This is a genomic window from Nevskia sp. (assembly GCF_023266035.1).
GTDB lineage: Bacteria > Pseudomonadota > Gammaproteobacteria > Nevskiales > Nevskiaceae > Nevskia.
In genome coordinates, this window is the sequence record NZ_JAHFRY010000030.1 from 12007 (window position 1) to 36332 (window position 24326).

Consider the following 24326-nt stretch of genomic DNA (forward strand, 5'->3'; position numbering starts at 1 on the left):
TCCAACCACCAGGTCACGGCGGCAGGCAGATTCCCTAGTACCTATTAGCCCAGTTGCGGTGCCTGCACTTGTAGGATCGGCTTATCTAGCTCTTTCCCTCGGACCAACGACGCGCCGCGATTTCCGCATCTTCTAGCTCGTCCTTCCGCCGCCAATAGCCGTGCTTCTCAATAAGCCGACGCGCTTCAACAAGATCGGCTAGAGGTGATTGCCAAGGATATTGCTCTCCCTCCGCTTTCAGATGGGGAACGCCAAATAGCCGGGCGCGATACAAATGAATGTCGGCCAGCAAGAGGGGCATCGGACCACCCTCGGCTATTTCCCAAGCTTCGTCGAGGTCGCTTTGGGCGCTATTGAAACCAATGCGCGTGCCCGCGAGGCCGCTCAACCAAGCGCGAGCCAAGAGGCCGAGCGTAAGAAATTTACTCTGACCGGCTCGTCTGAAGCCTTCCACAATCTCTTGGAAAAAAAAATGAAAACTATCAAGAGGTCGCCGTTGTAAAACGCATGCAAGAAAAGCCGCTCGATCGCCTGACAACTGCAAGAATGGAGTTTGAAGTAACGGCATTTTAGTATCGTCCATTACTTGGACAGTTTGTAAGACACGCTGACAAACTTCTTGGCACTTGCCAACCAGAGGGAATGGATCGATTTTCTCTTGAAGTCCCAGCACAAACTTCCATGCTAAAAGCTCTGCAGGAGCAAGAATTAGATCACAATACTGCAATCCGGGAACGGAATATAAAAACCGAAAACTACGCACGTCCCTAGACTGAATAGTCTCAGCCTCGCGAAATCTATGCATCGCTCCAATACTATCACCGGCTTGGTGGAGGGAATCTCCAAGAGATGCGACATTGATGGAGTATGTAGCTGTCTCTTCTTCATTAAACCTAGCGTATTTTACTGATTGCTCAGCCCACTCTACTGATTGCCTAACGCCGCCAACCGCACGCTCGATCTCGCTCAGATTATTGGCAATAGTCGCTGCTCTTTTCCAAGCCCTTTGCTCGATACGCGAACTCAAAGCCATCTGAATTGGCTTGCGAGCCTCAGCCAACCGACTCAGCGCTTGCAGGCAAATCGCAACCTCATTCAATAGCCAATCTCGTGAAGGTTGTGTCAGCAAGAGCGAAGGTTCATCCCACTGGCGATCGAAGAAGCAAGCTACGGCACCCAAATCTGAGGAAAACGCACCGAGTCTGTTTGCGGAGTAGCCTTCGTCACTTTGTTTGATACGTTTCAGATAGACCTTGTGGAACGCCTCTTCCTGCAAGCCGGCACAACAACCGTGGGCAATAGCCTGATAAAAAGGTTGCAGATCGCCGAGAGAGGGGTTTACCGGATGCGGCGTGGTTGCACATAGCAGTTTGTAAAGCCGTCTGTGCCCTGATTGCCACGCCTCCGGGCTTTCCAGCAGAAAGAGGCGCCCGAAGTACTCACGCAGGAAGGGATGAGTATCCAGCGCAAGTAATGAACCGGCTGAATCCCGAATCACGGTAAGTAGCTTGGCATTCTCCAATCTACTGAGCAACAGATTTAGCTTTACCCCGCTTATACCAACCAGGGTTTCATTCAATCCTGGGACAGCCGGCAGGCTTAGCAACTCATTGATGCAGCTAGCCGCCGCCGGGCGATCAAATAATCCAACGAGGCGCAGCATCGAAAGCGCTTGCTCGCCTTTCTCGCCTCCTGCTTCAAACCAGCGAACATAAGCGTCCATTACGCGAAAGCAACGACCGCCTTGCTGCTCAGCATCCGCTTCCCCAAGCTTCACGAGGTCGCGCTTGCGGACATCGCCAGCATGAGCGTCGCGCAGGTAGCTGCCGAGCAAGTTCAAGCTAAGGGCGTGTCCCTTCACGTCTTCCACAAGTGCCGCCAACTCCCCGTTCATCCCTTTTACGCCGAGCTTCTCGAGCAGACCGATACCTGCGCTCAGTGACAGGCGAGCCAGCTTTTCCTCTGGCGCCGTCGTCTGCCAATAAGCCCGTAAATCTGGGATGGAATACCGCGTAGTAAGAACACATAGACCCAGATTGATTGCGGCCAATCCTTTAAGCAGGACGGCAATGCCCTGATCCTTGAACTCGCCTGGTGTCGGGGAAGCAGGTCCATGTTGCAGAGGCTCTAAACCGTCGAGTATCAGTAGAGCTCGTCGCTCACCGATGATCTGCGCCAACCGCTTGCCCTTGTCGAATACGCTCTGCGCGCTACTCGCCATGTCAGCGTCGCCGAAGAAAGTGAGGGCTGCAGCGAGAAACAGATCACTTGAGGCCGTGGTCTGCTCGCGCGTGCCCTGACTGTAGAAAGACCACGCGAAGACCGCATCGCAACCCGGCCAGCCTTGATGAGCCAACTCCGCCGCCCACTTCGCGACCAATGACGTCTTTCCTTCACCACCCAATGCTACGAATGTCAGGACATGCGGCCGCTTGTTCTCACCCCGCTCCACCTTTCCCCAAGCGTCGGCGAGTCGGCTGACTTCCATCTCGCGGCCAATGAGTTCATCCGGCGCGTACTTGACGATCCGGTCGATGTCTATTTTTCTAGCTTTTGATGGTTGGGCGCCATCGAAGGTCAGAGGTACGCCGACTTGCCGAGCCTTGGTCCTAAGCGCACCTACAGGGGACGGTTGTATACCCGACTGCCCCAGCAAGAAGTCGTAAAGGCGTTCGTACTCGTCAGATGACGTCAGTGCGTAGCAAGTACCCGAGCGTAGCGGCTCGGGAATAAACTCCTTTCCGTCGTCAGATAACAAGATCGGGACAAATTTCAATGTCCGACTACGGGCGTCATATAGCGCCTGAGTAATCAATGCTCCCTCCCAATCGGCACCCTTACCCCGACCTGGTTCTTCGTGCCCACGGAAGCGCCGGTAGTAAGTCTGAGTGCATACGACGAGTACGAAGTCCGCATTATCAAGCTGATCGAGCATCCAGCGCGGCCAGCCTTGTTCTGGCGACCCTTCTACGTACAGGTCAAGAATCGTCTCGACTCCCTCTGACCGAAGCCGTTCGGATAGCTGCAGAACCGTCTCTTTATGCAGATCGGAATCATGGCTGTAGCTAATGAAGACTTTTCTTTTGTTCATGTCTGACACAGCTATCTCACTGGCAACGACTTCAGTTTATTCGGAATTCGGGCACGTCCGAATGACTGCGGAATCCAACTACCTTAGCCCCGTACCTGTCAATAAAACTCGGCGCTTAGAAGCCCCGAATTGCGAAGCAGGTCATCGCCGCCGTAGCAGCGCACGGCGGCGATAGCTATTAGCAGGAAGGCGTAATGGGCCTGCTACAGCTTCCGGTTCAGCGAACCGAACGGGATGTGCACGCAGGGCAGCGCGGCAGCGGCCGGCGTGAGATGGCTCTGCTGGTCGTCGAAGAAGATGTGCGGCCTGAGTATTTCGAGGACGCGGCGCTTCTCGACGCCGCCGAGGAAGAAGGCCTCGTTGACGACCACATCCCAGTTTCTCATCGTGGTGATCACCCGCTCGTGCGCCGGCGCATTGCGCGCGGTGACGATGGCGACTCTCAGCTTGCGCACGTAGCTGCGATCGTCCATCACCTTCTGTTCTTCCAGCGCCTGGATCTTGCGCAGCTTGTGCAGAAACGGCGCCAGCGGACCGGGGCTCAAGGGAATGCCGGCGTTGCGCTGCTCGTGCTCGTGGAAGCCGACGAGGCCGCTGGCCTGGAAGACGGCTTCCGATTGATCGTCGGCGAGCACGCCATCGAAATCGAAGGCGATGCGCAGTTCGTCGTCGCCGTCCTCGTCGACGAAACTCGAATCGAGCACATCGATCACTTGGCCCGCCGCATGGCCGGCGGCGTTGGCCTCACGAACATCGATCTCGTTTGCCGACAGGAACAGGCTGATGCTCAGCGCATCGATGAAGCGATGCGGCGAACGCCCCTGCAGGAACACCGCGCGGCTGATGCCGAGGCCGTGGGACTTGATCGAATCCATGACCCGCAGGCCGGTGTCGGGATCGTTCTTCGACAGCAGGATGACCTCGACCAGCGGGTCGTCCGTCGGGCTCAGATCATTCAGCGACAGCAGCCGCTTGATGAACGGGAAGGCGACACCCGGCGCCAGGGTCTGGGTGCGATTTTCCAGCTGGTAAGCGCGATAGGCGGCCTCGCCTTCCCTGCGGAAAACCTGATCGGCCTCGCCGAGATCGAACAGCGCGCTGGAAGCCAGTCCGATGACCAGGCGGGTATCGAGTTCGTAGGACATCGGCTTCGCAGTGGTCAGTGATCAGTGACTGGTGGTCAGTGAAGCAGAACCGGCGCTGACTTGCTGAACTGGCCACTGATCACCGGCCACAGACCACTGCCTATTTCCTCTCGACGCGAATATCGCCGCTGAAGCTCGACAGCTCGATGCGCGCGCCGCGGCCATCGCCCCAGACGTATTCGCGCTTCTTGCTGCTGTGGTTCTCGACCGTGGTCGCACCTTCGCAGTGCACATCGCCGCTGAAGCTTTTCAACAGCGCGGTGCCGTTCAGGCTCTGCGGCACGATCATGGTGATCTCGCCGGACAAGGTCTGGCCACCGACCTGGGCGCTGTCGGTGAGCGCGACATCGAGGCGCAGGTCACCGCTGACCGACTTCAGCTTCAGATCGGAAAACTTGCCGCCGCGCCGCAACTCGATGTTGCCGGAGACCGTTTCCAGACTTAAGCCGCCGCTGAGGCCTTCGAGATCGAGATCGCCGCTGATGCTGTTCAGGCGGGTATTGGTCGACGGTGCCTTCAGCTTCACGTCGCCGCTGACCGTCTGCACGGAGACTTCGCTGGAGGCGAGCGCCAGCGCGATATCGCCGCTGACCGTGTTGACCTTGACCGGCCCCTTGCTGCCGTTGACGACGACATCGGCGCTGACCGTTTCCAGCTCGACCCGGGCATTGGTCGGCACTCGCAGTTCGAGCACGGTGTCGTGGCCGTTGCGGCTCTTCTTCGGCAGCCGCACGACCAGGTTCAGTTCGTTGGAGTCGCCGCTGATTTCGAGCTTGTCGTCACTGCTGCCGAGCCGGCCGCCGATGCTGACTTCGTTGCGGTCCCAGGTGGTGACTTCGATGATGCCGGCGACGTTGTTGACCGACACCCTGCCGTTCGATTTCAGGCCGCGGGTTTCGTCGATGACCGGGCCGCTGGAATCGCTGCTGTAGCGCTCGGCATAGCGTGCCGAGGCGCTGCCGGCTCCTGCCTCGGCTTGGGCTTCGGCCGCGGCGATCATCGCGTCGAGACGATCCGAGTCGGCCAGATGCTTGAGTTCGTCCAGATGCTCCAGCGCTTCCAGTTCGGCCAGCTTGCCGAGTTCCTGCAGGCCTTCGAGGCTGTGCATCACCTCGCGCTCGATATGGCCTTGCAGCTCGCTGCTGAACGGCGCCGCATCGGCCGCCGGAGCGCCGGGTGCGGCGGCACGAACCGCTCCGGCGGCGAATAGAAGTGCAGCGGCCAGGATCATGATCTGGAGGGCGCTTGGGGGAGCTGCAAGCCCGGCCCGGGGCAGCGTGGAATACGACATGACAGGGTTCCTCGAATTCATGGAAGTTGCACGGCCCAATTTCATGGGGTTGGGGCCAGCTCGGCGCTCAGGTGACGTTGCTGCGCGTTCGCGGAATCGAGCAGGCTCTGCAGGTAGGCGGCATCGTCCGGGTCGTCGGCGAGCGCGCGCTGGATCTGCGTTTCGGCACTCTGGACGATCTTCAGGTTGGCGCGCATCAGCGCCCGGGTTTCGCGCGAAATCGGCCGATAGCTGGCGGTCCGCAGTTCGGCATCGTGGCCATTGCCGAGAGTCGCGGCCAGCACTGCCGCGGATGGCCGCAGCGGCGCCTTGTTGCTGGCCACGCCGGCCGCCACCGAACTGGCCGGCCCTTGGTTGAGGACCATGCTGAAGGCGACGACCAGGCAGGCCGCGAGCGCAGTTCCTACCGCGAGCCAGCGCCGGCGGGGCACAGCGCCGATGCGGCGTGCGCTGATGCGGCCGTCGATTGCCGGCCACAGATCACGGCTCGGGGCTTGATCGATCGCCAGGGCTTTCAGAGCCTGCTGGGTTTCAGCCGGCAGTTCGCGATGCTCGCGCTCGGCGGGGTCGGCAATCCGGGCTTCGATGAAGGCCCACAGATCGGCGCTCGGCGCCTGATCACGACGCAGGGCCGACAGCTGCTCGCGGAGTGCCGGCGGCAGTTCCTTGCCGTCGTCGGCAACGGTTGGAAGATCGCGGGGTTCGTTCATGACAGCATCGCCTGCAGCAACCGGCGGGCCCGGTGCAGCTGCGCCTTGGAGGTACCGATCGCGATGCCGGTCAGCGCGCTGATCTCGTCATGCTGGTAGCCCTCGATGTCGTGCAGCATCAGCACCGTCCTCGCACCCTTGGGCAGCTTGGCCAGCGCCCGTTCCAGATCGATGCGGCTGCCGATGTCTTCCTGACGCAGTGGCTCGATCGCATCCATGCCGTCGACGCCATCCTGGCCGTCGACACCGGACTGCACCTCGTCCTCGAAAGTCACCCAGCGGCGCAGCAGGCGGTGTTCGCCGAGCACCACGTTGACGGTCAGCCGGTGCATCCAGGTGCTGAAGCGGCTTTCGCCACGGAAGCTGGAGAGCTTTTCCCAGGCGCGGACGAAAGCGTCCTGGGTAGCCTGCTCGGCACGCGAGGAATCGCCGTGGCAGAGCCGCAAGCAGAGCCCGTAGATGCGATCGACATTGAGGCGATAGAGCTGCTCGAAGGCACGCGAATCGCCGCTGGCCGCGCGGCGCGCCAGCACGTGATCATCGGGCTCGGCTTGCGGGACAGGCGTCGTGGCCGGCAAGGCGGCCTCCATCGTCAGGTTGAGGATTGCGGTAGTCATTGACGCTCTGATGCGCCGCGTCGCCGCAGGGTTTGAACCGCCTCCGCGCCGGACAGCGCCGCTGCCGCGATAATACGAGCGTTCACTGCAGTCGGCCGGCTTTCGGTCGGCACCTTTTCGTTGGGGTTCCCATGTCCGTCACGCATCAACTGAAAGTCGTCAGTTCCGTCTTCGCGTCCAGCGCCCGCGGCTGGCGTGGCAGCCTGTCATTCCGGCCGACCACGCGGCAGCCCGAGCAATTGCTGAAGCTCTACGAGTACGAGGCCAGCCCGTTCTGCCGCTTTGTCCGCGAAGGCTTGAGCGAAATGGATCTCGATGCGTTGATCCTGCCCTGTCCACATGGCGGCAAGCGCTTCCGGCCGGAAGCAGTGAGCTTGAGCGGCAAGTCGCTGTTTCCGTTCCTCGTCGATCCGAACACCGGGCGCTCGATGCACGAATCCGCCGACATCGTCGACTACCTCGCCGAAACCTACGGCGGCCAGCTGCGGGCGCCGCGGGGCGTTCGCCGCAGCGGCGCGATCGTCGCGTCGGCGCTGGCGTCGACCTTCCGCGCCGTACCGACGGTACGCGGCATCAAGGCGGCGCCGTCGAAGGCACCGGCCGAGCCGCTCGAACTGTTCAGCTTCGAAGCCAGCCCGTACTCGCGCCTGGTGCGCGAACGGCTGTGCGAACTGGAACTGCCCTACGTGTTGCGCAGCACCGCCAAGGCACGCTGGGAAGATGTCGGCCCGCCGTGGATTCGCGCGAAGTATTTCCCGACCCTGCCGGTCGAAGGCCGCAACCGCCTGCGGCTGCTGGAACTCGAAGGCAAGGTGCAGGTGCCGTTTCTGATCGATCCGAATACTGGCGTGTCGATGTTCGAATCCGAGGAAATCCTCAAGTATCTCGACGCGACTTACGCGGTCTGATGTCTTGATGAGTCCGGCCGAGCTGTTCGTGACGATCGCCCTCGCCCACGCGCTGGCGGTGGCCAGCCCGGGGCCGGACCTCGCCGTGGTCACCCGGCAGACTCTGGCGCACGGCCGGCGGGCCGGCGTGCTGACGGCACTCGGCATCGCCGCCGGCATCAGCTTCCATGTCGCCTACGGCATGTTCGGCCTGGGCTGGGCGATCGAGCGTTTCCCGGCGCTGCTGACGGTGCTGAAGCTGGTCGGCGCCAGCCTGCTGCTATGGATCGGCTGGGGCGCGATTCGTGCCCAGCCAGCCGCCGATGCCGCGCCGATCACCGTCAGCGGCAAGGCCGCCCAGCGTGATTTCGGCATCGGCCTGGCGACCAATCTGCTCAACGTCAAAGCGATGCTGTTCTTCGTCGCGCTCTGTTCGGCAGTGATCACCGGCGACACGCCGACCTGGCTGAAGCTGGGCCTGAGCGCCTGGATGATTGTCGCCACCGGTGCCTGGTTCAGCTTCGTAGCCTGGACGCTCGGCCATCCGCGCATCCGCAGCCGCCTGGTGCACGGCGCGCACTGGATCGATCGGGCGATGGGCGCGATCCTGCTGCTGCTTGGCGCCGGCATGCTGTGGTCGGTGCTGCATGGCTGAAACGGGTGGCGCGGGTTTATCTTTTCCGCATTCAACCGGCCTGAAGTCGGCGGCATCGGCACCCAGGAAGTCTGCATCACGGTCACCGATGCCGACGCGCACCACGCCCGCGCCTTGGTGCCGGCACCGTGGTGGTGACGCTGCTGGTCGATAAGGACTAAGGCGGACACGGCTATTCAGCCCGCGATCCCGAAGGCCATGTCTGGCACTTCGGGACTTACGATCCCTGGGCTTGAGCCTGCATCCCTTCCCCAGCGAGCGGGAAAGGAGAACATCACATCGGCTTAGCGATGGCCCGCCACAGCATGTCGAACAGCACGTTCGCCTGCTTGGTCAGCGGCTCCTTCTGGCCGCGGTGGATATACATCTGCACCAGGCGGGCGATGACGCCGAAGATGTAGTCGAGCAGGATCTTTTCGTCGACTTCATCGTTGAGCACGCCCTTGGCGCGGCCTTCGCCGAGCACGCGGATGAAGGTGCCGAATAACAATGGGTTCTGGTAGTTGTCCTGCTTGCGCCAGGTGTTGACGTACACCGAGCTCATGATCAGCTGGGCGACCTTCGGGTTCTTCTCGAAGAAATCCAGGGTCACCCAGAACACCTTGCGGAATTTCTCCTTGAAGTCTTCGATGCCTTGCAGGTGGTCGATCATCCGCGTCGCCAGCCGGCCGAGCCAGGTGTCGAGGCAGGAGAACAGCAGCGCTTCCTTGCTGCCGTAGTACTTGTAGATCGTCTGCAGGCTGACGTTGGCGCCGCGGGCGACCTCGATCAGGCCGACCCGGTGGAACTCGCGCTCGGAAAAGATATCGAGCACTGCTTGCTCGATGCGCGCCCGGGTGTCCGGATCGAGCAGGGCACGGTCGGCGGTAACGGCGGCATCTTTCATCTCGTCATCTCGGCTTGCCACGGTCTTCAAAGCGGTTTGCCTCGTGCTCGCAAGTAATGATCTTTACTAGACCGACGATTCCGGTCGCCTCAACAGGTTGACCGGCATCATCGGCCTGATTATGCTGCAAACGCGTCATTTGGGCCCGTCGTGCTGTGTATGCCCAATAAGTTCCTGTCTGGTGAAATACACCATACAAAAGGTTGGAACTGAACTAATAGTAATTGCGATTACCCAATCGCGCAACCGCCGACCCGACATCGCGCGCCCCGCAGTTCCCAGGACGATCCAACGGAATTCATCACCATGAACGAAGCATTCATTTTCGATGCCGTGCGCACGCCGCGCGGCAAGGGCAAGAAGGACGGCAGCCTGCATGAGGTGACGCCGGTGCACCTGCTCGGCAACCTGTTCAACGCGCTGGAAAACCGCAACAGCCTCGACACCTCGCAGGTCGACGACGTGGTGATCGGCTGCGTGACGCCTGTCGGCGAGCAGGGTGCGGATATCGCCCGCACCGCGATCCTGTATTCCGGCTGGGCCGAGAACGTGCCGGGCGTGACCCAGAGCCGCTTCTGCGCTTCGGGTCTGGAATCGGTGAACCTGGCGGCGATGAAGGTGATGTCCGGCCAGGAAGATCTGATCGTCGCCGGCGGCGTGGAAAGCATGTCGCGCTGGCCGATGGGTTCGGACGGCGGTGCCTGGGCGATGGACCCGCGCATCAACGAGCAGCTTGGCTTCGCGCCGCAGGGCATCGGCGCCGATCTGATCGCCTCGCTGGAAGGCTTCAGCCGTCACGATGTCGATGCCTTTGCCGTGCGTTCGCAGCAGCTCGCCGCGAAAGCCCATGCCGCTGGCCGCTTCGCCAAGACCCTGGTGCCGGTGCGCGATCTCAACGGCATGATCGTGCTCGACCACGATGAAACCGTGCGTGGCTCGACCACCACCGACTCGCTGTCCAGCCTCAAGGCCAGCTTCGAGCAGATGGGTGTGATGGGCTTCGACTCGACCGCGCTGCGCAAGTACACGACGCTCGAAAAGATCAACCACGTCCATCACGCCGGCAACTCGTCGGGCATCGTCGATGGCGCAGCATTGATGCTCATCGGCTCTGCGCCTAAGGGCAAGGCGTTGGGCCTGAAGCCGCGCGCGCGCATCCGTTCGGTGGCGGTGATCGGTTCGGAGCCGACGATCATGCTGACCGGCATCGCGCCGGCCGCCGAAAAGGCGCTGCGCAAGGCCGGCATGAGCATCAAGGACATCGATCTGTTCGAGATCAATGAAGCCTTCGCCGCCGTGGTCATGAAGGCCGTGCGCGCGCTGAACATCGACATGGACAAGGTCAACGTCAACGGCGGCTCGATCGCCATGGGCCATCCGCTGGGTGCCACCGGCTGCATCATCCTCGCCACCCTGCTCGACGAGCTGGAGCGGCAGGACAAGCAGGTCGGCCTGGCCTCGCTGTGCGTCGGCGCCGGCATGGGCATCGCCACGATCATCGAGCGCGTCTGAGGCGCTACTCCTAGCCAATAAAGCAACGTCAATCTCACGCCAAGACGCAAAGCCGCCAAGAAAAGCCTTTCAAGAAAGTCTTTTGATTTTCCTTGGCGTCTTTGCGCCTTTGCGTGCCCCATGACGTTGCTGTTCATGAATTCATACGAGAACAAGACATGAGTGCAGTGCAAATGACGGTCGATGCCGATGGCATCGCCACCTTGACGATGGACCTGGTCGACCGGCCGATGAACGTGCTGAACGAAGCGCTGATGGCGCCGTTCGCGGACTACATTGCGAAGATCGAAGCCGATGCGGCGATCAAGGGCGTGATCCTGACTTCGGCCAAGCGCGAGTTCCTCGCCGGCGCCGATATCGACATGGTGTTCGGCATCACCGATCCGAAGCTGGCGTTCGAAGTTGCCGAACGCCTCAAGCAGATGTTGCGTCGTCTGGAACTCTGCGGCCGGCCAGTCGTTGCGGCACTGAACGGCACCGCGCTGGGCGGCGGTCTGGAAGTGGCGCTGGCCTGTCACTGGCGCGTGGCGATCAATGATCCGAAAGCCAAGTTCGGTCTGCCGGAAGTGAAGCTGGGCCTGCTGCCCGGCGGCGGCGGCACCCAGCGCCTGCCGCGCATGATCGGCATCCAGGCATCGCTGCCGCTGATGCTCGAAGGCAAGGAGCTGAATGTCGAAGCGGCGAAGCAGCAGGGCATCATCAACGAGCTTGCTGCCGACAAGGCCGAGATGCTGGCCAAGGCCAAGAGCTGGTGTCTCGCCAACCCGAAGCCGGTGCAGCCCTGGGATGACAAGAAGTTCAAGTGGCCGGGCGGCGACGCCCGTCACCCCGCCGTGGTGCAGGTGTTCGCGATCGCGCCGTCGATGGCCGGTGCCAAGACGCAGGGCAACTACCCGGCGGCGACCAACATCATGAGCTGCGTCTATGAAGGCGGCATCGTCGACTTCGAATCCGGCTGCCGCATCGAGTCGCGCTACTTCGCGAACCTGGTGGTGTCGCAGGTCAGCAAGAACATGATCGGAACCCTGTGGTTCCAGCTCAACAGCATCAACAAGGGCAAGAGCCGTCCGGAAGGTTTTCCGAAGTCGAAGGTGCAGAAGCTCGGCATTCTCGGCGCCGGCATGATGGGCGCCGGCATCGCTTACGTGTCGGCCAAGGTCGGCATCGAATGCGTGCTGCTCGATTCGACGATCGAAGCTGCCGAGAAGGGCAAGGCCTATTCGGCCGGCCTGCTCGACAAGGCGATCAAGAAGGGCCGCGAAACCCCGGCCGGCAAGGGCGTGTTCCTCGACAGGATCAAGGCAACCACCGACTACGCCGATCTCGCCGGCTGCGATCTGGTGATCGAAGCGGTGTTCGAAGATCGCGCGATCAAGGCTGACGTCACCAAGAAGACCGAGGCGGTGATTCCGGCGACGGCGACCTTTGCCTCGAACACTTCGACCTTGCCGATCACCGGCCTGGCCACCGCCAGCCTGCGGCCGGAACAGTTCATCGGCCTGCACTTCTTCTCGCCGGTCGACAAGATGCCGCTGGTCGAAATCATCATCGGCGAGAAGACCTCGAAAGCCACGCTCGCCAAGGGCTTCGACTACGTGCAGCAGATCAAGAAGACGCCGATCGTGGTCAACGATTCGCGCGGCTTCTACACCAGCCGCTCGTTCGCGACTTACGTGATGGAAGGCATGGCGCTGCTGCAGGAAGGCCAGCATCCGCGTTCGATCGAAATGGCGGGCCTGAAGGCCGGCATGCCGGTAGGTCCGCTGGCGCTGCAGGATGAAGTGTCTTTGAGCCTGTCCGTGCACGTCATGGAGCAGACCAAGAAGGACCTCGCTGCCGAGGGCAAGCCTTACGTCGGCCATCCGTCCGAGCCGCTGATCCTGAAGATGTGCAAGGAGCTGAACCGTCCGGGCAAGAAGGCCGGCAAGGGCTTCTACGATTATCCGGAAGCCGGCACCAAGGGCGAGAAGAAGCTGTGGCCCGAACTAACCACGGTTTTCCCGCTCAAAGAACAGTTGTCGCAGCAGGAACTTGTCGAGCGAATGATGTTCGCGCAGGCCAATGAGGCGGCGCGCTGCTTCGAGGAGAACGTGGTGATGACGGTGGCAGACGCCAACATCGGTTCGATCTTCGGTTGGGGTTTCGCCCCGCATCAGGGTGGCGCGCTGCAGTACATCAACGCTTACGGTGTGTCGAAGTTCGTCGCCCGTGCCGAAGCCCTCGCTGTGCAGTACGGCCCGCGCTTCAAGCCGGCGGCGATCCTCGTGAAGATGGCAGGAGAGGGCAAGCGCTTCGAGTAGTTCCGAGCAGTCAGGCGCTGGCCTGAAGCTGGATACCGAAGCCGCGGCGGCCGACTCAGATCGGTCGTCGCGGCTTCTGCGTTTCAGCTTCTGAATGTGGGCCGGCACAGGAAATTTGAAACCAAGGAGATGACCCGATGTTCGCAATGCTGATGAACTGGATGAAGGCCAACAAGATCCTGCCGCAGATCTCGGATACCGAGCGGCAGGCCCTGGAAGCCGGTTCGATCTGGATCGATGGCGAGCTGTTTTCGGGGCACCCGGATTTCACCAAGATCCTCGCCGAGAACTACAACAAGCTGCCGCCCGAAGAGCAGGCTTTCATCGACGGCCCGGTGGAAGAACTTTGCCGGATGATCGATCGCTACCAGATCGGCCGTACCAAGCGCATTCCGGACGACATCCTCGCCTTCGTGAAGCAGACCGGGATGATGAGTTTCCTCATTCCCAAGCAGTACGGTGGCAAGCAGTTCTCGATCCTCGGCATCTCGACGATCCTGGCCAAGATCAGCGCCTACAACGCGACGGTCGGCACCTTCGTGGTGATTCCGAACTCGCTGGGCGCAGCCGAGCTGATCAAGCATTACGGCACCGATGCGCAGAAAACCGCTTACCTGCCGAAGCTGGCGAACGGCGAATACGTCCCTTGCTTCGGCCTGACCGAACCCACCGCTGGCTCGGACGCTGCGTCGATCAAGGCCGATGGTCTGGTGTTCAAGGACGTCGACGGCGAAACCAAGATCAAGCTGAACTTCCGCAAGCGCTACATCACGCTGGCGCCGATTGCCAACCTAGTCACCCTCGCCGCCAAGCTGCGCGATCCGCAGAACCTGCTCGGCAAGGGCGAAGACGTCGGCATCACCTGCGTGCTCATCCACGAAGGCACGCCGGGCTTCACCCATGGCGATCACCACGATCCGATCGGCGATCCGTTCTACAACGGTCCGCTGACCGGCAAGGACGTGGTGGTGCCGGTTGCGAACATCATCGGCGAGCTCGATGGCGCCGGTCAGGGCTGGCGCATGTTGATGGAACAGCTGGCGGGTGGTCGCATGGTGTCGCTGCCGGCCGGTGCGATCGGTGGCGCAAAGGCGGTGGCGGCCTTCACCGGCCCGTACTCGATGGTGCGCCAGCAGTTCGGCATCGCCATCGGCCGCATGGAAGGGGTCGAGGACAAGGTCGGCAAGATCGCCGCACTCAGCTACATGCTCGAAGGCGCGCGCGTGTTCGGTTGCTCGGCGGTGGACTCCGGCCAGCAACCGCCCGTGGTGTCGGCGATCATGAAGGCCTACAGCACCGCGCTCAGTCAGGAACTGGTGATCGATGGCATGGACGTGTTCTCCGGCGCCGGCGTCATGCAGGGTCCGAACAACATCCTCGGTGCCGGCTACAAATCCGCTCCCGTCGCGGTGACGGTGGAAGGCGCGAACATCCTTACCCGCACCTTGATGATCTTCGGCCAGGGGGCGACCCGCTGCCATCCGTATGCGCTGAAGGTGGTCAACGCGGTCGAGCAGGACGATGCCTCGGCGTTCCGCAACAACCTGCTCGGCTGGATCGGCCACTTCATCGTCAACAACTTCCGCGCTGTCGGCCGCTATCTGACCCGCGGCTTCACCGCCGGCTCGCCGGTATCGGGCCCAACGGCCACCTACTACCGTCGCCTGGCCTGGAGCGCCACGCGCTTCGCGGTACTGACCGATCTGGCGATGTTCACCATCGGCGGCAAGCTGAAAGTTCGCGGCAAGCTCACCGGCCGCTATGCCGATGCCCTGGCCTGGCAGGTGCTCGCGATCGGCGCGCTGCGCCGCTACGAGGCCGAAGGCCGCCGTGAAGAAGATCTGCCGCTGGTGCATTACTCGGTGCAGTTCGCGCTGGCCAAGGTGCAGGACGCGTTCGAAGGCATCTACGCGAACTTCGGCGGCGCGCTGGGCGCCTATCTGTCGACCGTCGGCATGTTGCTGCTACGCCTGAATCCGATCGGCGCGCTGCCGAACGACGCGCTCAGCCATCAATCGGCCCTGGCCATCCAGCGCCCGGGCGAGCAGTTCGATCGCCTGACCCAGGATGTCTTCAAGCCGGCCGACGAAAGCCTGGCCGCAGGTCGTCTGCTCAAGGCTTTCAAGCTGATCACCCAGGCCGAGCCGGTGATCGCGAAGATCCATGCCGCGCAGAAGGACAAGGCATTGCCGCGCGGCATCCCGGAAGAGCAGGCGCAGGCCGCCGCCAATCAGGGCCTGATCACCGCGGACGAAGCCGCCCTGGCGCGCCGCGCCTACGCGGCGCGGCTGGACGCGATCGAGGTCGACGTGTTCACACCGGAGCAGTACTTCGGCGTCATCGACTCGCAGACGGATGGCGTGGTCCACGGCGCCGTCGAGCTGAAGCGGGCCGTGAATGGCTGATCGTTAGCACCTACTGCCGAGACGTCTGGCGGTATTCAGAGGTATTTGGGCGCGAGGACTGAATGGTCCTCGCGCCTTTTTGTTGCCCGTCGAATCACAAAACTCTCGGAAAATCTCCGAATATCGACTCGTCGGCTCAAAAAATGCCTCGAATTTCAATCCCGGTTCCTCGACCTGAAATGTGAAGTACCTCACACTGAGGAGCTTGGTCTGTAATCCGACTCATGCGGTGCAGTTCCCCTCTCAAACAATCCGAGACGGCGCCCGCGTTCATTACCCCGCTCTCGCACAACCGGAAAGAATCGCCTCCAGCCATGATCCAACCAATCTGCGCCGTCCGAACTCGCCCGGCCACCGTGCTGTTGTCCGGCTTGCTGACCCTCGGCGCGGCACTTGCCGCTACGCCTGTCCAGGCGCAGCTGCTGCCCGGCCTAAGTGGAGCAGTCACTGTCGGCTGCCCGTTCCGCGTCTATACCGCCGAACAGAAAAACACCGGTTTTCTCGACGACACCGCCACCTATGGCGTCGCCCAAATCCCGCTGTCGCTGCCGGCTGGTGCGTCGATCCGCATCGAAGGCAAGTATCCGAAGGTGCGCTACTTCTCGCTCCAGTCCTATGACGGCGCCAAGGGCGGCAACTTCATCGACGCGATGGCCGACGCCCGCATCAAGTCGATCAACGGCGTCATCACTACCCCCAACGTCGCCGAACTGCCCACCGGCGGCGCGCCGGGCGACAGCTACACGCTGACCTTGCGCTACCAGAATCCGCCCAGCAATCCGGCACAGCGCCTGCCGAACGTGCTCTATGTCGGCACCCCGGTGACCAAGGCGCTGCCGACCCGTGTTGCCCGGCAGATCAGCTATCGCATCTATCTCCCGAACCCGGGCCAGAGCTTCCTGGGTGGCGAGGAGGTACCTCGGCTGATCTATAGCGACCGCAGCGGCGAGATCGATTTCCGCAAGACGCCGGACGCCAAGAAGTGTGCTCGCATCGAGGCCGCCTCCGATGCGTCGCAGACCCCCAACCTGGGCCTGCTGCCGAACCGCAACATCGCCTTCGAGCCGATCGCGCGCACCGCCGACAAGATCGCCTACCCGAACGGTGACTCCAACTACCTGCGGGCCGGCGCCTCGCAGCTGTACGGCAAGATCGTGGTGGTCCGCGCCAAGCGCATGGTCACGCCGCTGCTGCCACCGCTGGTGGGGCCGACGGCCGACGTCCGTTACCTGTCGCTGTGCCAGTACCAGAGCATCAACTCGTCCGTGGTGTCCTGCTTCACCGACCGCGGCCTGATCGTGCAGCCGGATGACTACGTGGTCTACGCGATGTCGCCGACCAAGGAGCGTCCGAGCCGGGCGGTTGCGAAGTACGGCATCAACTGGCAGCCCTGGGGTGATACCCCGGCTCAGATGCTGATCCTGCGCCAGATTCTGGCGGCACCGGGCTTCGCCGGTGACTACGCACGTGCCGTCGCCCGGCCGACCACGGCCCTGACGACCACGCTCGGCGCCTACGCGCCGGAAGTCAGCTACTGCGATGCCGACACCTTCAACGCCTACGCCCCCAGCGGCGGCGAAGTGCTGATGGCAGCCTGCAAGCTGGTCAACGCGCGCTGAGTCCTTCGTCGCTCGATAGCCCCTGGCTTCCGTCGCGGAGCCCGGGGCTTTTTTGTCGCCGCGATTGGCCGGCAAAGCGCGTAGCGTGCGCAGGGCGCAGTCCGCGCAAGCACAGGGTTCCGAGTCAACGATGATCGCGGTCACCGAAGCGGCAAAAGCCGGGCTGTTCGCGCGGCGGCACTGGCTGCCGAACCTGATGGCCGGCTTGCTGGTCGGCGTGGTGTCGCTGCCGCTGTCGATGGCCTTCGCGATCGCCTCCGGCGTCAAGCCGGAACAGGGCTTGTACACGGCGGTGATCGCCGGCCTGATCGTCGCGTTGTTCGGCGGCACGCGGAACCAGATCGCCGGGCCGACCGGCGCCTTCGTGGTGATCCTCGCCGCCGTCACCGCGAAGTACGGCGTCGATGGCCTGATGCTCGCCAGCTTCATGGCCGGCGCGATCCTGATCGCCTTCGGCCTGGCGCGGCTCGGCAATGTCATCCGCTTCATCCCGAGCCCGGTAGTTCTCGGCTTCACCGCCGGCATCGGCCTGGTGATCTTCATCGGCCAGTGGCCTTCCTACTTCGGTCTCGCGGACCCCGGCAGCGGCCATTTCCACGAACGTCTGTGGCGCTTGCTGCAGGCGCTGCCGAATGCCGATCCGGTGACCACGGTGCTGGCCAGCGGCAGTCTCGCGCTGATGCTGGTCGGCCCGCGCATTCCGGGCCTGTCCCGCGTGCCCGGCCCCTTGCTGGCGATGCTGGCAGCCACGCTGGTGCAGGCCTGGCTCCAGTTCGACAGCGTCACCACCATCGGCAAAGCCTACGGCGCGATCCCGGCCGGTCTGCCGGCGTTCTCGCCACCGGTGATCACCGCCACTCGCCTCGTCGAACTGCTGCCGGCGGCGTTCTCGATCGCCCTGCTCGGCGCGCTGGAATCGCTGCTGTCGGCCGTGGTCGCCGACAAGATTGCCGGCACCCGCCACGACGCCAATCAGGAACTGATTGCTCAGGGCGCGGCCAATCTGGTCACGCCGCTGTTCGGCGGCTTCGCGGCCAGCGGTGCGCTGGCCCGCACCGCCACCAGCATCCGCAATGGCGCCACCGGCCCACTGGCGGGCATCACCCATGCCGCGATGCTGCTGGCGATCCTGCTGTTCTTCGCGCCGTATGCCGCCAACGTGCCGCTGTGCGCGCTGGCCGCGATCCTGTTCGGCGTGGCCTGGAAGATGAGCGAAATGCCGCGCCTGAAGCAGATGATCGCCACCGCGCCGCGCGGCGACATCGCGGTGCTGGCGATCACCTTCGTGCTGACCGTGTTCGCCGACCTGATCGTCGCCGTCAACATCGGCGTCATCGTCGCGATGCTGTTGTTCCTGCGCCGCATGGCCTCGTCGGTCGCAGTCACCCGCGAGGACGACGGCGCCCGCGCCGAGAGCCTGAGCGCCGCTGGTCTCGACCTCGCCACCGCAGTCGAGATCCTGAGCATCGACGGCCCGCTGTTCTTCGGCGCGATCGGCACCCTCGAACAGGCGCTTGGTCCTCTGCCCGCCGGGCGCAGCGTCGTCATCCGCCTGCACCGCGTGCCGTTCATGGACATCACCGGCATCGAAGCGCTGGCCGATGCGATCGCCAGCCTGGAACGCCGAGGCCAGAGCCCGCGGCTCTGCGAGGCGAACCCGCGCGTGCTCGGCAAGCTGGTCCGCGCCGGCCTGGTGAGCCGAGACTTGCCGCATCGCTACTTCCGCACGCTAGATCTGGCGCTGGCCGACAGCGCGCTGCCGCGCCCTCAGTCACAAGTCTGATCGCCGCAGCGCTTGCTCCTGTGAGAGCCTTGGAGCCGCCGCCCGCAACCACGCTACCGACCCGATGGATCTGAGCCACGAACTTCCGCTGATCGCGACCATCTCCGTGGGCCTCGGCATCGCCTTCATCGCCGGCTTCGCGGCGATGCGCCTTGGCCTGCCGCCGCTGGTCGGTTATCTGGTCGCCGGCGTGCTGGTCGGGCCGTTCACGCCGGGCTTCGTCGCCGACAGCGAGATTGCCAGAGAACTCGCCGAGATCGGCGTGATCCTGCTGATGTTCGGCGTTGGCACCCATTTCTCGATCCGCGATCTGTGGTCGGTGCGGCGCATCGCCCTGCCTGGCGCGATCGTCCAGATTGGCGTCGCCACCGCGCTCGGCTACTGGCTGGCGACGGTCTGGTGGGGCTGGCCGCTCGGTGGCGCGCTGGTGTTCGGGCTGTCGCTGTCGGTGGCCAGCACCGTGGTGATGCTGCGTAACCTGCAGGACCGTGGACTGGTCGACAGCGCCAACGGCCGCATCGCCGTCGGCTGGCTGGTGGTCGAGGATCTGGCGATGGTGCTGGCGCTGATCCTGCTGCCGGCGTTCGCCAGCCATCTCGGCGGTACCGCAGATTCGCTGACCGTGAGCAGCAAGCCGCTCTGGTACACGATCTCGATCACCTTCCTGAAGATCGCTGCGTTCTTCGGCCTGACCTACGCGATCGGCCTGCGGCTGTTCCCGTGGCTGTCGGCGGCGCTGCTGAAATCCGGCTCGCGCGAGTTGATCACCTTGTTCGTCACCGTGCTGGCGATCAGCATGGCCTACGGCGCTGCGGTGACCTTCGGCGTGTCGTTCGCGCTCGGTGCCTTCCTAGCCGGTGTGGTGGTCAACGAAGCCGGCCTGACCCAGCGCTTCTCCAGCCAGGCGGAAGTGCTTGAGCACGTGTTCGCGGTGTTGTTCTTCGTTTCGGTCGGCATGCTGTTCGATCCGGCCGTGCTGCTACGGCAGCCGCTGGAAGTGCTCGCGGTGCTGGCGATCATAATGGTCGGCAAATCGCTGGCGGCGCTGGCGATCGTGCTGGCCTTCCGCCATCCACTGGCCACCGCGTTGACCGTCTCGGCCAGCCTGGCCCAGATCGGCGAGTTCTCATTCATCCTGATCGGCCTCGGCGTCACGCTGGGTTTGATGCCGGCCGAAGGACGCGACCTGGTGCTGGCCGGTGCGCTGCTGTCGATCACGCTGAACCCGATGGCCTTCCGGCTGGCGGCACGCTTCGAGCGGCGCTCGGCGCAGGCGCAGGCCGATAGGCTGGCGTCGATCGAATCAATGAGCGCGCCCAGCGATCTCGAGAACCACGTGGTGCTGATCGGCTATGGCCGCGTCGGCCGGGTGATCGGCAAAGACCTGCACAAGGCCGGCCAGCGCTTCATCGTCATCGAGCGCAGCCGCGACATCGTCGATCGTCTGCGCAAGCGCGGCATCCCGGTGATTTCCGGCGATGCCGCGATTGCCGATCTGCTGACCCAGGCGGCTCTGGATCGCGCCCGCCTGCTGGTGCTGGCGATTCCCAACGAGCTGGAAACCAAGCGCATCTTCAATCTGGTGCGCGCCGCCAACCCGGCGCTGCCGATCGTCGTGCGCGCCGAGAACGACGACGAGCTGGAGCATTTCCGCACCGCCGGCGCAGCACTGGCGCTGCTCGCCGAAAACGAACTCGGCCATTCGATGAGCCGCTACGTGCTCGATCAGTGCGCCCAGCCCAATAAGCCATTAGCGCTAACCGCCGAGTAGATTCAGCACACGCGCTTAAGCCAAAGCCGCCGAGCGGCTCGACACATTGAGCTTCGCGTACAGATTCTGCAGGTGCCACTCGATGGTGGTCAGCGATACCTCGCCGTGATCGGCGAGCTGCTGGTTGTTGAGGCCGGTGGCCAGCAGCTGCAGCAGCTCGAGTTCGCGGCGTGTCAGCTTGCCAAGCAGCTTCGGCTCGGCCCCTGTCTGCCGGCATCGCGGTGCTCGACGACACCACGCTGAACGCGGTCGAGGGCGGCATCTCGATGCCGAACTTCCTCGGCATGGATCCGCCGGTGCACGACGTGCACCGCATGGCGGTCAGCCCGATCGTCGCGCCAGCCAACCTGCTGCGCTTCGAAAGCCTGATCCGCAACCGCACCCGGGATCTGTTCGACAGCCTGCCGATCAATGAGGTCTTCAACTGGGTCGACCAGGTATCGATCCCGCTGACCACGATGATGCTGGCAACCCTGCTCGACTTTCCGAGCGCGGACCGCGCCAAGCTGACCCGCTGGAGCGACGTCGTCACCACACGTCCGGGCTACGGCCTGGTCGAAACTTGGGAACAGCGCACCGCCGAGCTGATGGAATGCCTCGGCTACTTCCAGAACCTCTGGGACAAACGTCAGAAGCTGCCGCCGCAGGCCGACCTGATCTCGATGCTGGCCCATTCGCCGGCGATGCAGGGCATGACCCCGACCGACTGCCTCGGCATGCTGGTGCTGCTGATCGTCGACGGCAACGACACCACACGCAGCTCGATGTCCGGCAGCGCGATGGCCGCTCATCTCTTCCCGGACGAGTTCGCCAAAGCCAAGGCTGATCCCTCGCTGCTGGCCAGCATCGTCCCCAAAGTGATCCGCTGGCAGACGCCGATCTCGCACATGCGTCGCACGGCGATCGAGAACGTCGAGTTCCGCGGCCAGCAGATCAGGAAGGGCGACAAGGTGGTGATGTGGTACCTGTCCGGCAATCGTCTGGCCGAGATGCAGATCAAGGCGCTCTGGGAAGAAATGCTGAAACGCTATTCGAAGATCGAAGTGATCGGCGAACCGGTGCGGGTGCCGTCGAACCGTGATCCACGGCTACATCGACATCCAGACCCGGCTGCACGCCTGATCCTGCCCCGAATTCCGAGAACCCCATGCCCAAGATCACCTACATCGCGTCCACCGGCACCGAACACGCGGTCGACGCCGACTGCGGCGGCGTTGCCGACTGCGGCACCTGCCACGTCTGGGTCGATCAGAACTGGCTCGACAGGATCGGCCCGGCCAGGCCCGGGAGCGAAGCCGAGATGCTGGCACTGACCGACGGCTCGACGCCGTTCAGCCGCCTCGCCTGCCAGATCGAACTCGACGACAGCCACGAAGGCCTGGTGCTGGGGATGCCGACCGACCAGCATCGAGGCCGCCACGCCGAATTTACGAAACATCGTTCACAATATGTGCCCGCCTCCCTGATCCAGCCGCCATGCACCCGACGCCGATGACCCCTTGCTCCCTCCTGTGTCGCCGCCTGCTCGTCGCCAGCGCCTTGCTCGCCTCGGCCACGACTGCACAGGCCGTTGAACTGGCGAGAGTCGAAGGCTTCGGCCCGGTGTCGCGCGGCCTGGCCGGTGGAGGTCTGGCGCACCCGGTCGGCGCGGCGGCGATGATGCTGAATCCCGCCGAGCTGCTGTCGATCTCCGGCGAACGCGAGGTTATGTTCCAGTTCTCCGAGCTCCAGGCGCGGATCGAGGTGATCAACAGTGCCACTGGTGAGCGCGTGCGCAACCTGGGTTACGGTGCCAACCGCGGCCCCTACGATCTGCCGGAATTGGCCTTCGCCGTTCGCCGTGGCAACTTCGCGTTCGGCACCGGCCTGTTCGCTGCCGGCGGGTTCGGCATCGAGTACGGCCGCAACAGTTTCCTGTCGACTACCACCACCAACAACGTCGCCACTGGTCTGCCGATTTCCTCGCGTATCGGCCAATTGCGAGTGCCGTTCGCGGTGGCCTGGCGGCCGCACCCGCAATGGCGGCTCGGTGCCAGCCTCGATTACGTCAATGCCTCGGTCAATCTGGGCAGCCTGCTCGACGCCCAGCAGGTCGGCGGCTTGATCGCCTCGGGCCGCGCAACCGGCAGCCTGGTGCCGGTGCTGGCCGGCATCCCGAACCTGTCTGGCGCGCACTTCGGCTTCATCCGCAATAACTACCTGACTTCGGCGCTGACCAGCCAGGGCATCGGCGGCCGAGTCGGTGTCACCTGGCAGCCGACGCCAGCAACGGCGGTTGCCCTCGGCTACGAGTTCAAGACCCTGCTCGCCAATTACTCGGGCCGCGGCACGCTCACCGCGATCGACGCCGACAACAACCAGATCGTCCTGCCCGGCACCGGCAAGCTGCCGCGCCTGCAGTTCCCGGACGCCTGGCTGATCGGCATCTCGCAGCGGCTGAGCTCGCATTTCGCGGTGGTCGCCGATCTGCGCCACATGTTCTGGTCGAAGTCCTTCGGCAACACTGTGGTCAGCTTCCGCTCCGACGACGGCGGCGATCTGCGCGTCTCGCTGCCGACCGGCTTCCGCGACATCACCACCTTGTCGCTGGGCGCCGAATGGCAGTTCCTGCCGGCCTGGACCTTGCGCGCCGGCGGCTCGCACGCCTTCCAGCAACTGCAGGACAGCGGCGCGCTCAGTGCCACGTTCTCGACCACCACCCGCAACCACCTGACTTCGACCCTGGTCTGGCGACTCGCGACTTCTCACGAGCTGGGTCTGGGCATGAGCTATGGCTTCACCCCAGCGGTCAACAATCCGGGCGGCAACGTCAACAGCGTGCCGCCGATCGAAGTCCGCAACCGTCAGTTCAATCCGGTGCTGAGCTACGGCTATCGGTTCTAGGATCAGCGCGCTGCGGGCTAATCGACGAGGCTCACCGTCCACTCTGCCCGCGGGCCCTGCGCCAGGATCGGCGTGAGGTAGGCCAGCACCGCGCGCATCTCGGCATCGAAACCGAACGGCGGATTGACCACCAGCAGCCCGCAGGTCGACATCGGATGCTTGACCACGCCGGTGATCGGAGACGGATCGCGCGCCGGGATGTCGACCTCGATCGACAGCTGCAAAGTCGGCTTGCCGGTCTCGCGCGCCACGCGGCGCACGAAGCTCGATGCCACATGGGTGTTCTTGATCGGATACCAGGCCGCGTAGATGCCGTTGGCGAAGCGCGCGACCGATTTGCGGATCAGTTCGGACGCCGCCTCGTACTCGTCCGTACGCTCGAACGGCGGATCGATCAGCACCAGCGCGCGCTTCTCCGGTGGCGGCAGCAGGGAATGCGCTTCGTAACCATCGCGAACATGGATCGTCGCCCCCGAGCCGCGCATCGTGCGGCGTAGTTCGTCCGCCACTTCCTCGATCTTCTCGCAGAGGATCAAGCGATCCCCGAGCACCGGCCGCAGCATCTGCTGCGCCAGCCGCGGCGACCCCGGATAGAAGCGGCAACCACCGTCGGCATTGCCCGCCCGTACCAGTCGCAGATAAGCCGCGACCGCTGGCGGCGTCGACGGCGCATAGACCGAGATGCCGGCAAAGCGCCCGATGCCATCGCGCCACTCGCCCGTGCGATCGGCCACCGGATCACCCAGATCGTAATCGCCGGCACCGGCATGG

General features: G+C 63.5%; 18 protein-coding genes and 1 pseudogene. 11 read left to right on the plus strand and 8 right to left on the minus strand.

All coding sequences use genetic code 11. The annotated features are described in order from the left end of the window. Nucleotides 1–85 precede the first annotated feature (85 nt). From Q0D45_RS06460 to Q0D45_RS06480, 5 genes are all read right to left on the minus strand, one after another. Nucleotides 86–3091, minus strand: a complete 3006-nt coding sequence (locus tag Q0D45_RS06460; RefSeq protein ID WP_293390115.1) for a TIR and AAA domain-containing protein — start codon at nucleotides 3089–3091, stop codon at nucleotides 86–88. Nucleotides 3092–3294: 203 nt separating this feature from the next. Further along, nucleotides 3295–4236 (minus strand): 5'-nucleotidase, encoded by a 942-nt coding sequence (locus Q0D45_RS06465; protein WP_293390117.1) that lies wholly within the window; start codon nucleotides 4234–4236, stop codon nucleotides 3295–3297. 100 nt (nucleotides 4237–4336) lie between these two features. After that, nucleotides 4337–5527, minus strand: coding sequence for a DUF4097 family beta strand repeat-containing protein (locus tag Q0D45_RS06470; protein WP_293390120.1), 1191 nt, complete (start codon nucleotides 5525–5527; stop codon nucleotides 4337–4339). 41 nt (nucleotides 5528–5568) lie between these two features. Next, a complete protein-coding gene (locus Q0D45_RS06475; RefSeq protein WP_293390123.1) occupies nucleotides 5569–6237 on the minus strand; it encodes a hypothetical protein in 669 nt (222 codons plus the stop codon). Further along, entirely contained in the window at nucleotides 6234–6827 is a 594-nt protein-coding gene (locus Q0D45_RS06480; protein WP_366946360.1) for a sigma-70 family RNA polymerase sigma factor, read from the minus strand. The genes Q0D45_RS06475 and Q0D45_RS06480 overlap by 4 nt, the downstream gene beginning before the upstream one ends. A gap of 158 nt (nucleotides 6828–6985) precedes the next feature. Here Q0D45_RS06480 and Q0D45_RS06485 point away from each other — a divergent pair, with 158 nt between their 5' ends. Together Q0D45_RS06485 and Q0D45_RS06490 are read left to right on the plus strand one after the other, a co-directional pair. Next, nucleotides 6986–7762, plus strand: a complete 777-nt coding sequence (locus Q0D45_RS06485) for a glutathione S-transferase N-terminal domain-containing protein (protein ID WP_293390128.1) — start codon at nucleotides 6986–6988, stop codon at nucleotides 7760–7762. Nucleotides 7763–7769: 7 nt separating this feature from the next. Continuing rightward, on the plus strand, nucleotides 7770–8396 hold the full coding sequence (locus tag Q0D45_RS06490; protein WP_293390132.1) for a LysE family transporter: 627 nt from the start codon (nucleotides 7770–7772) through the stop codon (nucleotides 8394–8396). A gap of 274 nt (nucleotides 8397–8670) precedes the next feature. Here the strand turns inward: Q0D45_RS06490 and Q0D45_RS06495 are convergent, their stop codons facing one another. Continuing rightward, nucleotides 8671–9282, minus strand: a complete 612-nt coding sequence (locus tag Q0D45_RS06495) for a TetR/AcrR family transcriptional regulator (RefSeq protein ID WP_293390135.1) — start codon at nucleotides 9280–9282, stop codon at nucleotides 8671–8673. A gap of 306 nt (nucleotides 9283–9588) precedes the next feature. On the opposite strand from Q0D45_RS06495, the gene Q0D45_RS06500 reads away from it, so the two are divergent. The 6 genes from Q0D45_RS06500 to Q0D45_RS06525 all read left to right on the plus strand — a co-directional run bounded on the left by Q0D45_RS06500 (nucleotide 9589) and on the right by Q0D45_RS06525 (nucleotide 20672). Continuing rightward, nucleotides 9589–10794 carry an acetyl-CoA C-acetyltransferase gene (locus Q0D45_RS06500; protein ID WP_293390138.1) on the plus strand — a complete coding sequence of 402 codons (1206 nt, stop codon included), beginning with the start codon at nucleotides 9589–9591 and terminating at the stop codon, nucleotides 10792–10794. Between the two features lie 158 nt (nucleotides 10795–10952). Beyond that, nucleotides 10953–13094 (plus strand): 3-hydroxyacyl-CoA dehydrogenase NAD-binding domain-containing protein, encoded by a 2142-nt coding sequence (locus Q0D45_RS06505; RefSeq protein WP_293390141.1) that lies wholly within the window; start codon nucleotides 10953–10955, stop codon nucleotides 13092–13094. Between the two features lie 137 nt (nucleotides 13095–13231). Next, nucleotides 13232–15499, plus strand: coding sequence for an acyl-CoA dehydrogenase (locus tag Q0D45_RS06510; protein WP_293390144.1), 2268 nt, complete (start codon nucleotides 13232–13234; stop codon nucleotides 15497–15499). Between the two features lie 314 nt (nucleotides 15500–15813). Beyond that, nucleotides 15814–17118 (plus strand): hypothetical protein, encoded by a 1305-nt coding sequence (locus tag Q0D45_RS06515; RefSeq protein ID WP_293390147.1) that lies wholly within the window; start codon nucleotides 15814–15816, stop codon nucleotides 17116–17118. Between the two features lie 130 nt (nucleotides 17119–17248). Next, nucleotides 17249–18901: a SulP family inorganic anion transporter gene (locus Q0D45_RS06520; RefSeq protein ID WP_293390150.1), complete on the plus strand. Its 1653-nt coding sequence runs from the start codon at nucleotides 17249–17251 to the stop codon at nucleotides 18899–18901. A gap of 64 nt (nucleotides 18902–18965) precedes the next feature. Further along, nucleotides 18966–20672, plus strand: coding sequence for a cation:proton antiporter (locus tag Q0D45_RS06525; RefSeq protein ID WP_293390152.1), 1707 nt, complete (start codon nucleotides 18966–18968; stop codon nucleotides 20670–20672). Nucleotides 20673–20687: 15 nt separating this feature from the next. On the opposite strand, the gene Q0D45_RS21600 is transcribed toward Q0D45_RS06525, so the two are convergent. Next, complete coding sequence (locus Q0D45_RS21600) at nucleotides 20688–20861, minus strand: LuxR C-terminal-related transcriptional regulator (RefSeq protein ID WP_366946361.1); 174 nt, start codon at nucleotides 20859–20861, stop codon at nucleotides 20688–20690. A gap of 958 nt (nucleotides 20862–21819) precedes the next feature. Here Q0D45_RS21600 and Q0D45_RS21605 point away from each other — a divergent pair. The 3 genes and pseudogenes from Q0D45_RS21605 to Q0D45_RS06540 form a co-directional block, all read left to right on the plus strand. Next, nucleotides 21820–21966 (plus strand): annotated as a pseudogene (locus Q0D45_RS21605) (2Fe-2S ferredoxin); the annotation flags it as partial. Between the two features lie 6 nt (nucleotides 21967–21972). Continuing rightward, nucleotides 21973–22167, plus strand: a complete 195-nt coding sequence (locus Q0D45_RS06535; RefSeq protein WP_293390156.1) for a hypothetical protein — start codon at nucleotides 21973–21975, stop codon at nucleotides 22165–22167. Beyond that, entirely contained in the window at nucleotides 22164–23555 is a 1392-nt protein-coding gene (locus Q0D45_RS06540) for an outer membrane protein transport protein (RefSeq protein ID WP_293390159.1), read from the plus strand. The genes Q0D45_RS06535 and Q0D45_RS06540 overlap by 4 nt, the downstream gene beginning before the upstream one ends. 17 nt (nucleotides 23556–23572) lie before the next feature. Here Q0D45_RS06540 and rlmJ read toward each other — a convergent pair. Beyond that, nucleotides 23573–24326, minus strand: a 754-nt coding sequence (rlmJ, locus tag Q0D45_RS06545) for a 23S rRNA (adenine(2030)-N(6))-methyltransferase RlmJ (RefSeq protein ID WP_293390161.1), incomplete at its 5' end; no start/stop codon positions are given.

Excerpts from the sequence above, each read along its gene's own strand:
- Q0D45_RS06460 (WP_293390115.1), bottom strand. The coding sequence starts at position 3,091 with ATGAACAAAAGAAAAGTCTTCATTAGCTACAGCCATGATTCCGATCTG.
- Q0D45_RS06465 (WP_293390117.1), bottom strand. The coding sequence starts at position 4,236 with ATGTCCTACGAACTCGATACCCGCCTGGTCATCGGACTGGCTTCCAGC.
- Q0D45_RS06470 (WP_293390120.1), bottom strand. The coding sequence starts at position 5,527 with ATGTCGTATTCCACGCTGCCCCGGGCCGGGCTTGCAGCTCCCCCAAGC.
- Q0D45_RS06475 (WP_293390123.1), bottom strand. The coding sequence starts at position 6,237 with ATGAACGAACCCCGCGATCTTCCAACCGTTGCCGACGACGGCAAGGAA.
- Q0D45_RS06480 (WP_366946360.1), bottom strand. The coding sequence starts at position 6,827 with ATGGAGGCCGCCTTGCCGGCCACGACGCCTGTCCCGCAAGCCGAGCCC.
- Q0D45_RS06485 (WP_293390128.1), top strand. The coding sequence starts at position 6,986 with ATGTCCGTCACGCATCAACTGAAAGTCGTCAGTTCCGTCTTCGCGTCC.
- Q0D45_RS06490 (WP_293390132.1), top strand. The coding sequence starts at position 7,770 with ATGAGTCCGGCCGAGCTGTTCGTGACGATCGCCCTCGCCCACGCGCTG.
- Q0D45_RS06495 (WP_293390135.1), bottom strand. The coding sequence starts at position 9,282 with ATGAAAGATGCCGCCGTTACCGCCGACCGTGCCCTGCTCGATCCGGAC.
- Q0D45_RS06500 (WP_293390138.1), top strand. The coding sequence starts at position 9,589 with ATGAACGAAGCATTCATTTTCGATGCCGTGCGCACGCCGCGCGGCAAG.
- Q0D45_RS06505 (WP_293390141.1), top strand. The coding sequence starts at position 10,953 with ATGAGTGCAGTGCAAATGACGGTCGATGCCGATGGCATCGCCACCTTG.
- Q0D45_RS06510 (WP_293390144.1), top strand. The coding sequence starts at position 13,232 with ATGTTCGCAATGCTGATGAACTGGATGAAGGCCAACAAGATCCTGCCG.
- Q0D45_RS06515 (WP_293390147.1), top strand. The coding sequence starts at position 15,814 with ATGATCCAACCAATCTGCGCCGTCCGAACTCGCCCGGCCACCGTGCTG.
- Q0D45_RS06520 (WP_293390150.1), top strand. The coding sequence starts at position 17,249 with ATGATCGCGGTCACCGAAGCGGCAAAAGCCGGGCTGTTCGCGCGGCGG.
- Q0D45_RS06525 (WP_293390152.1), top strand. The coding sequence starts at position 18,966 with ATGGATCTGAGCCACGAACTTCCGCTGATCGCGACCATCTCCGTGGGC.
- Q0D45_RS06535 (WP_293390156.1), top strand. The coding sequence starts at position 21,973 with ATGCTGGCACTGACCGACGGCTCGACGCCGTTCAGCCGCCTCGCCTGC.
- Q0D45_RS06540 (WP_293390159.1), top strand. The coding sequence starts at position 22,164 with ATGACCCCTTGCTCCCTCCTGTGTCGCCGCCTGCTCGTCGCCAGCGCC.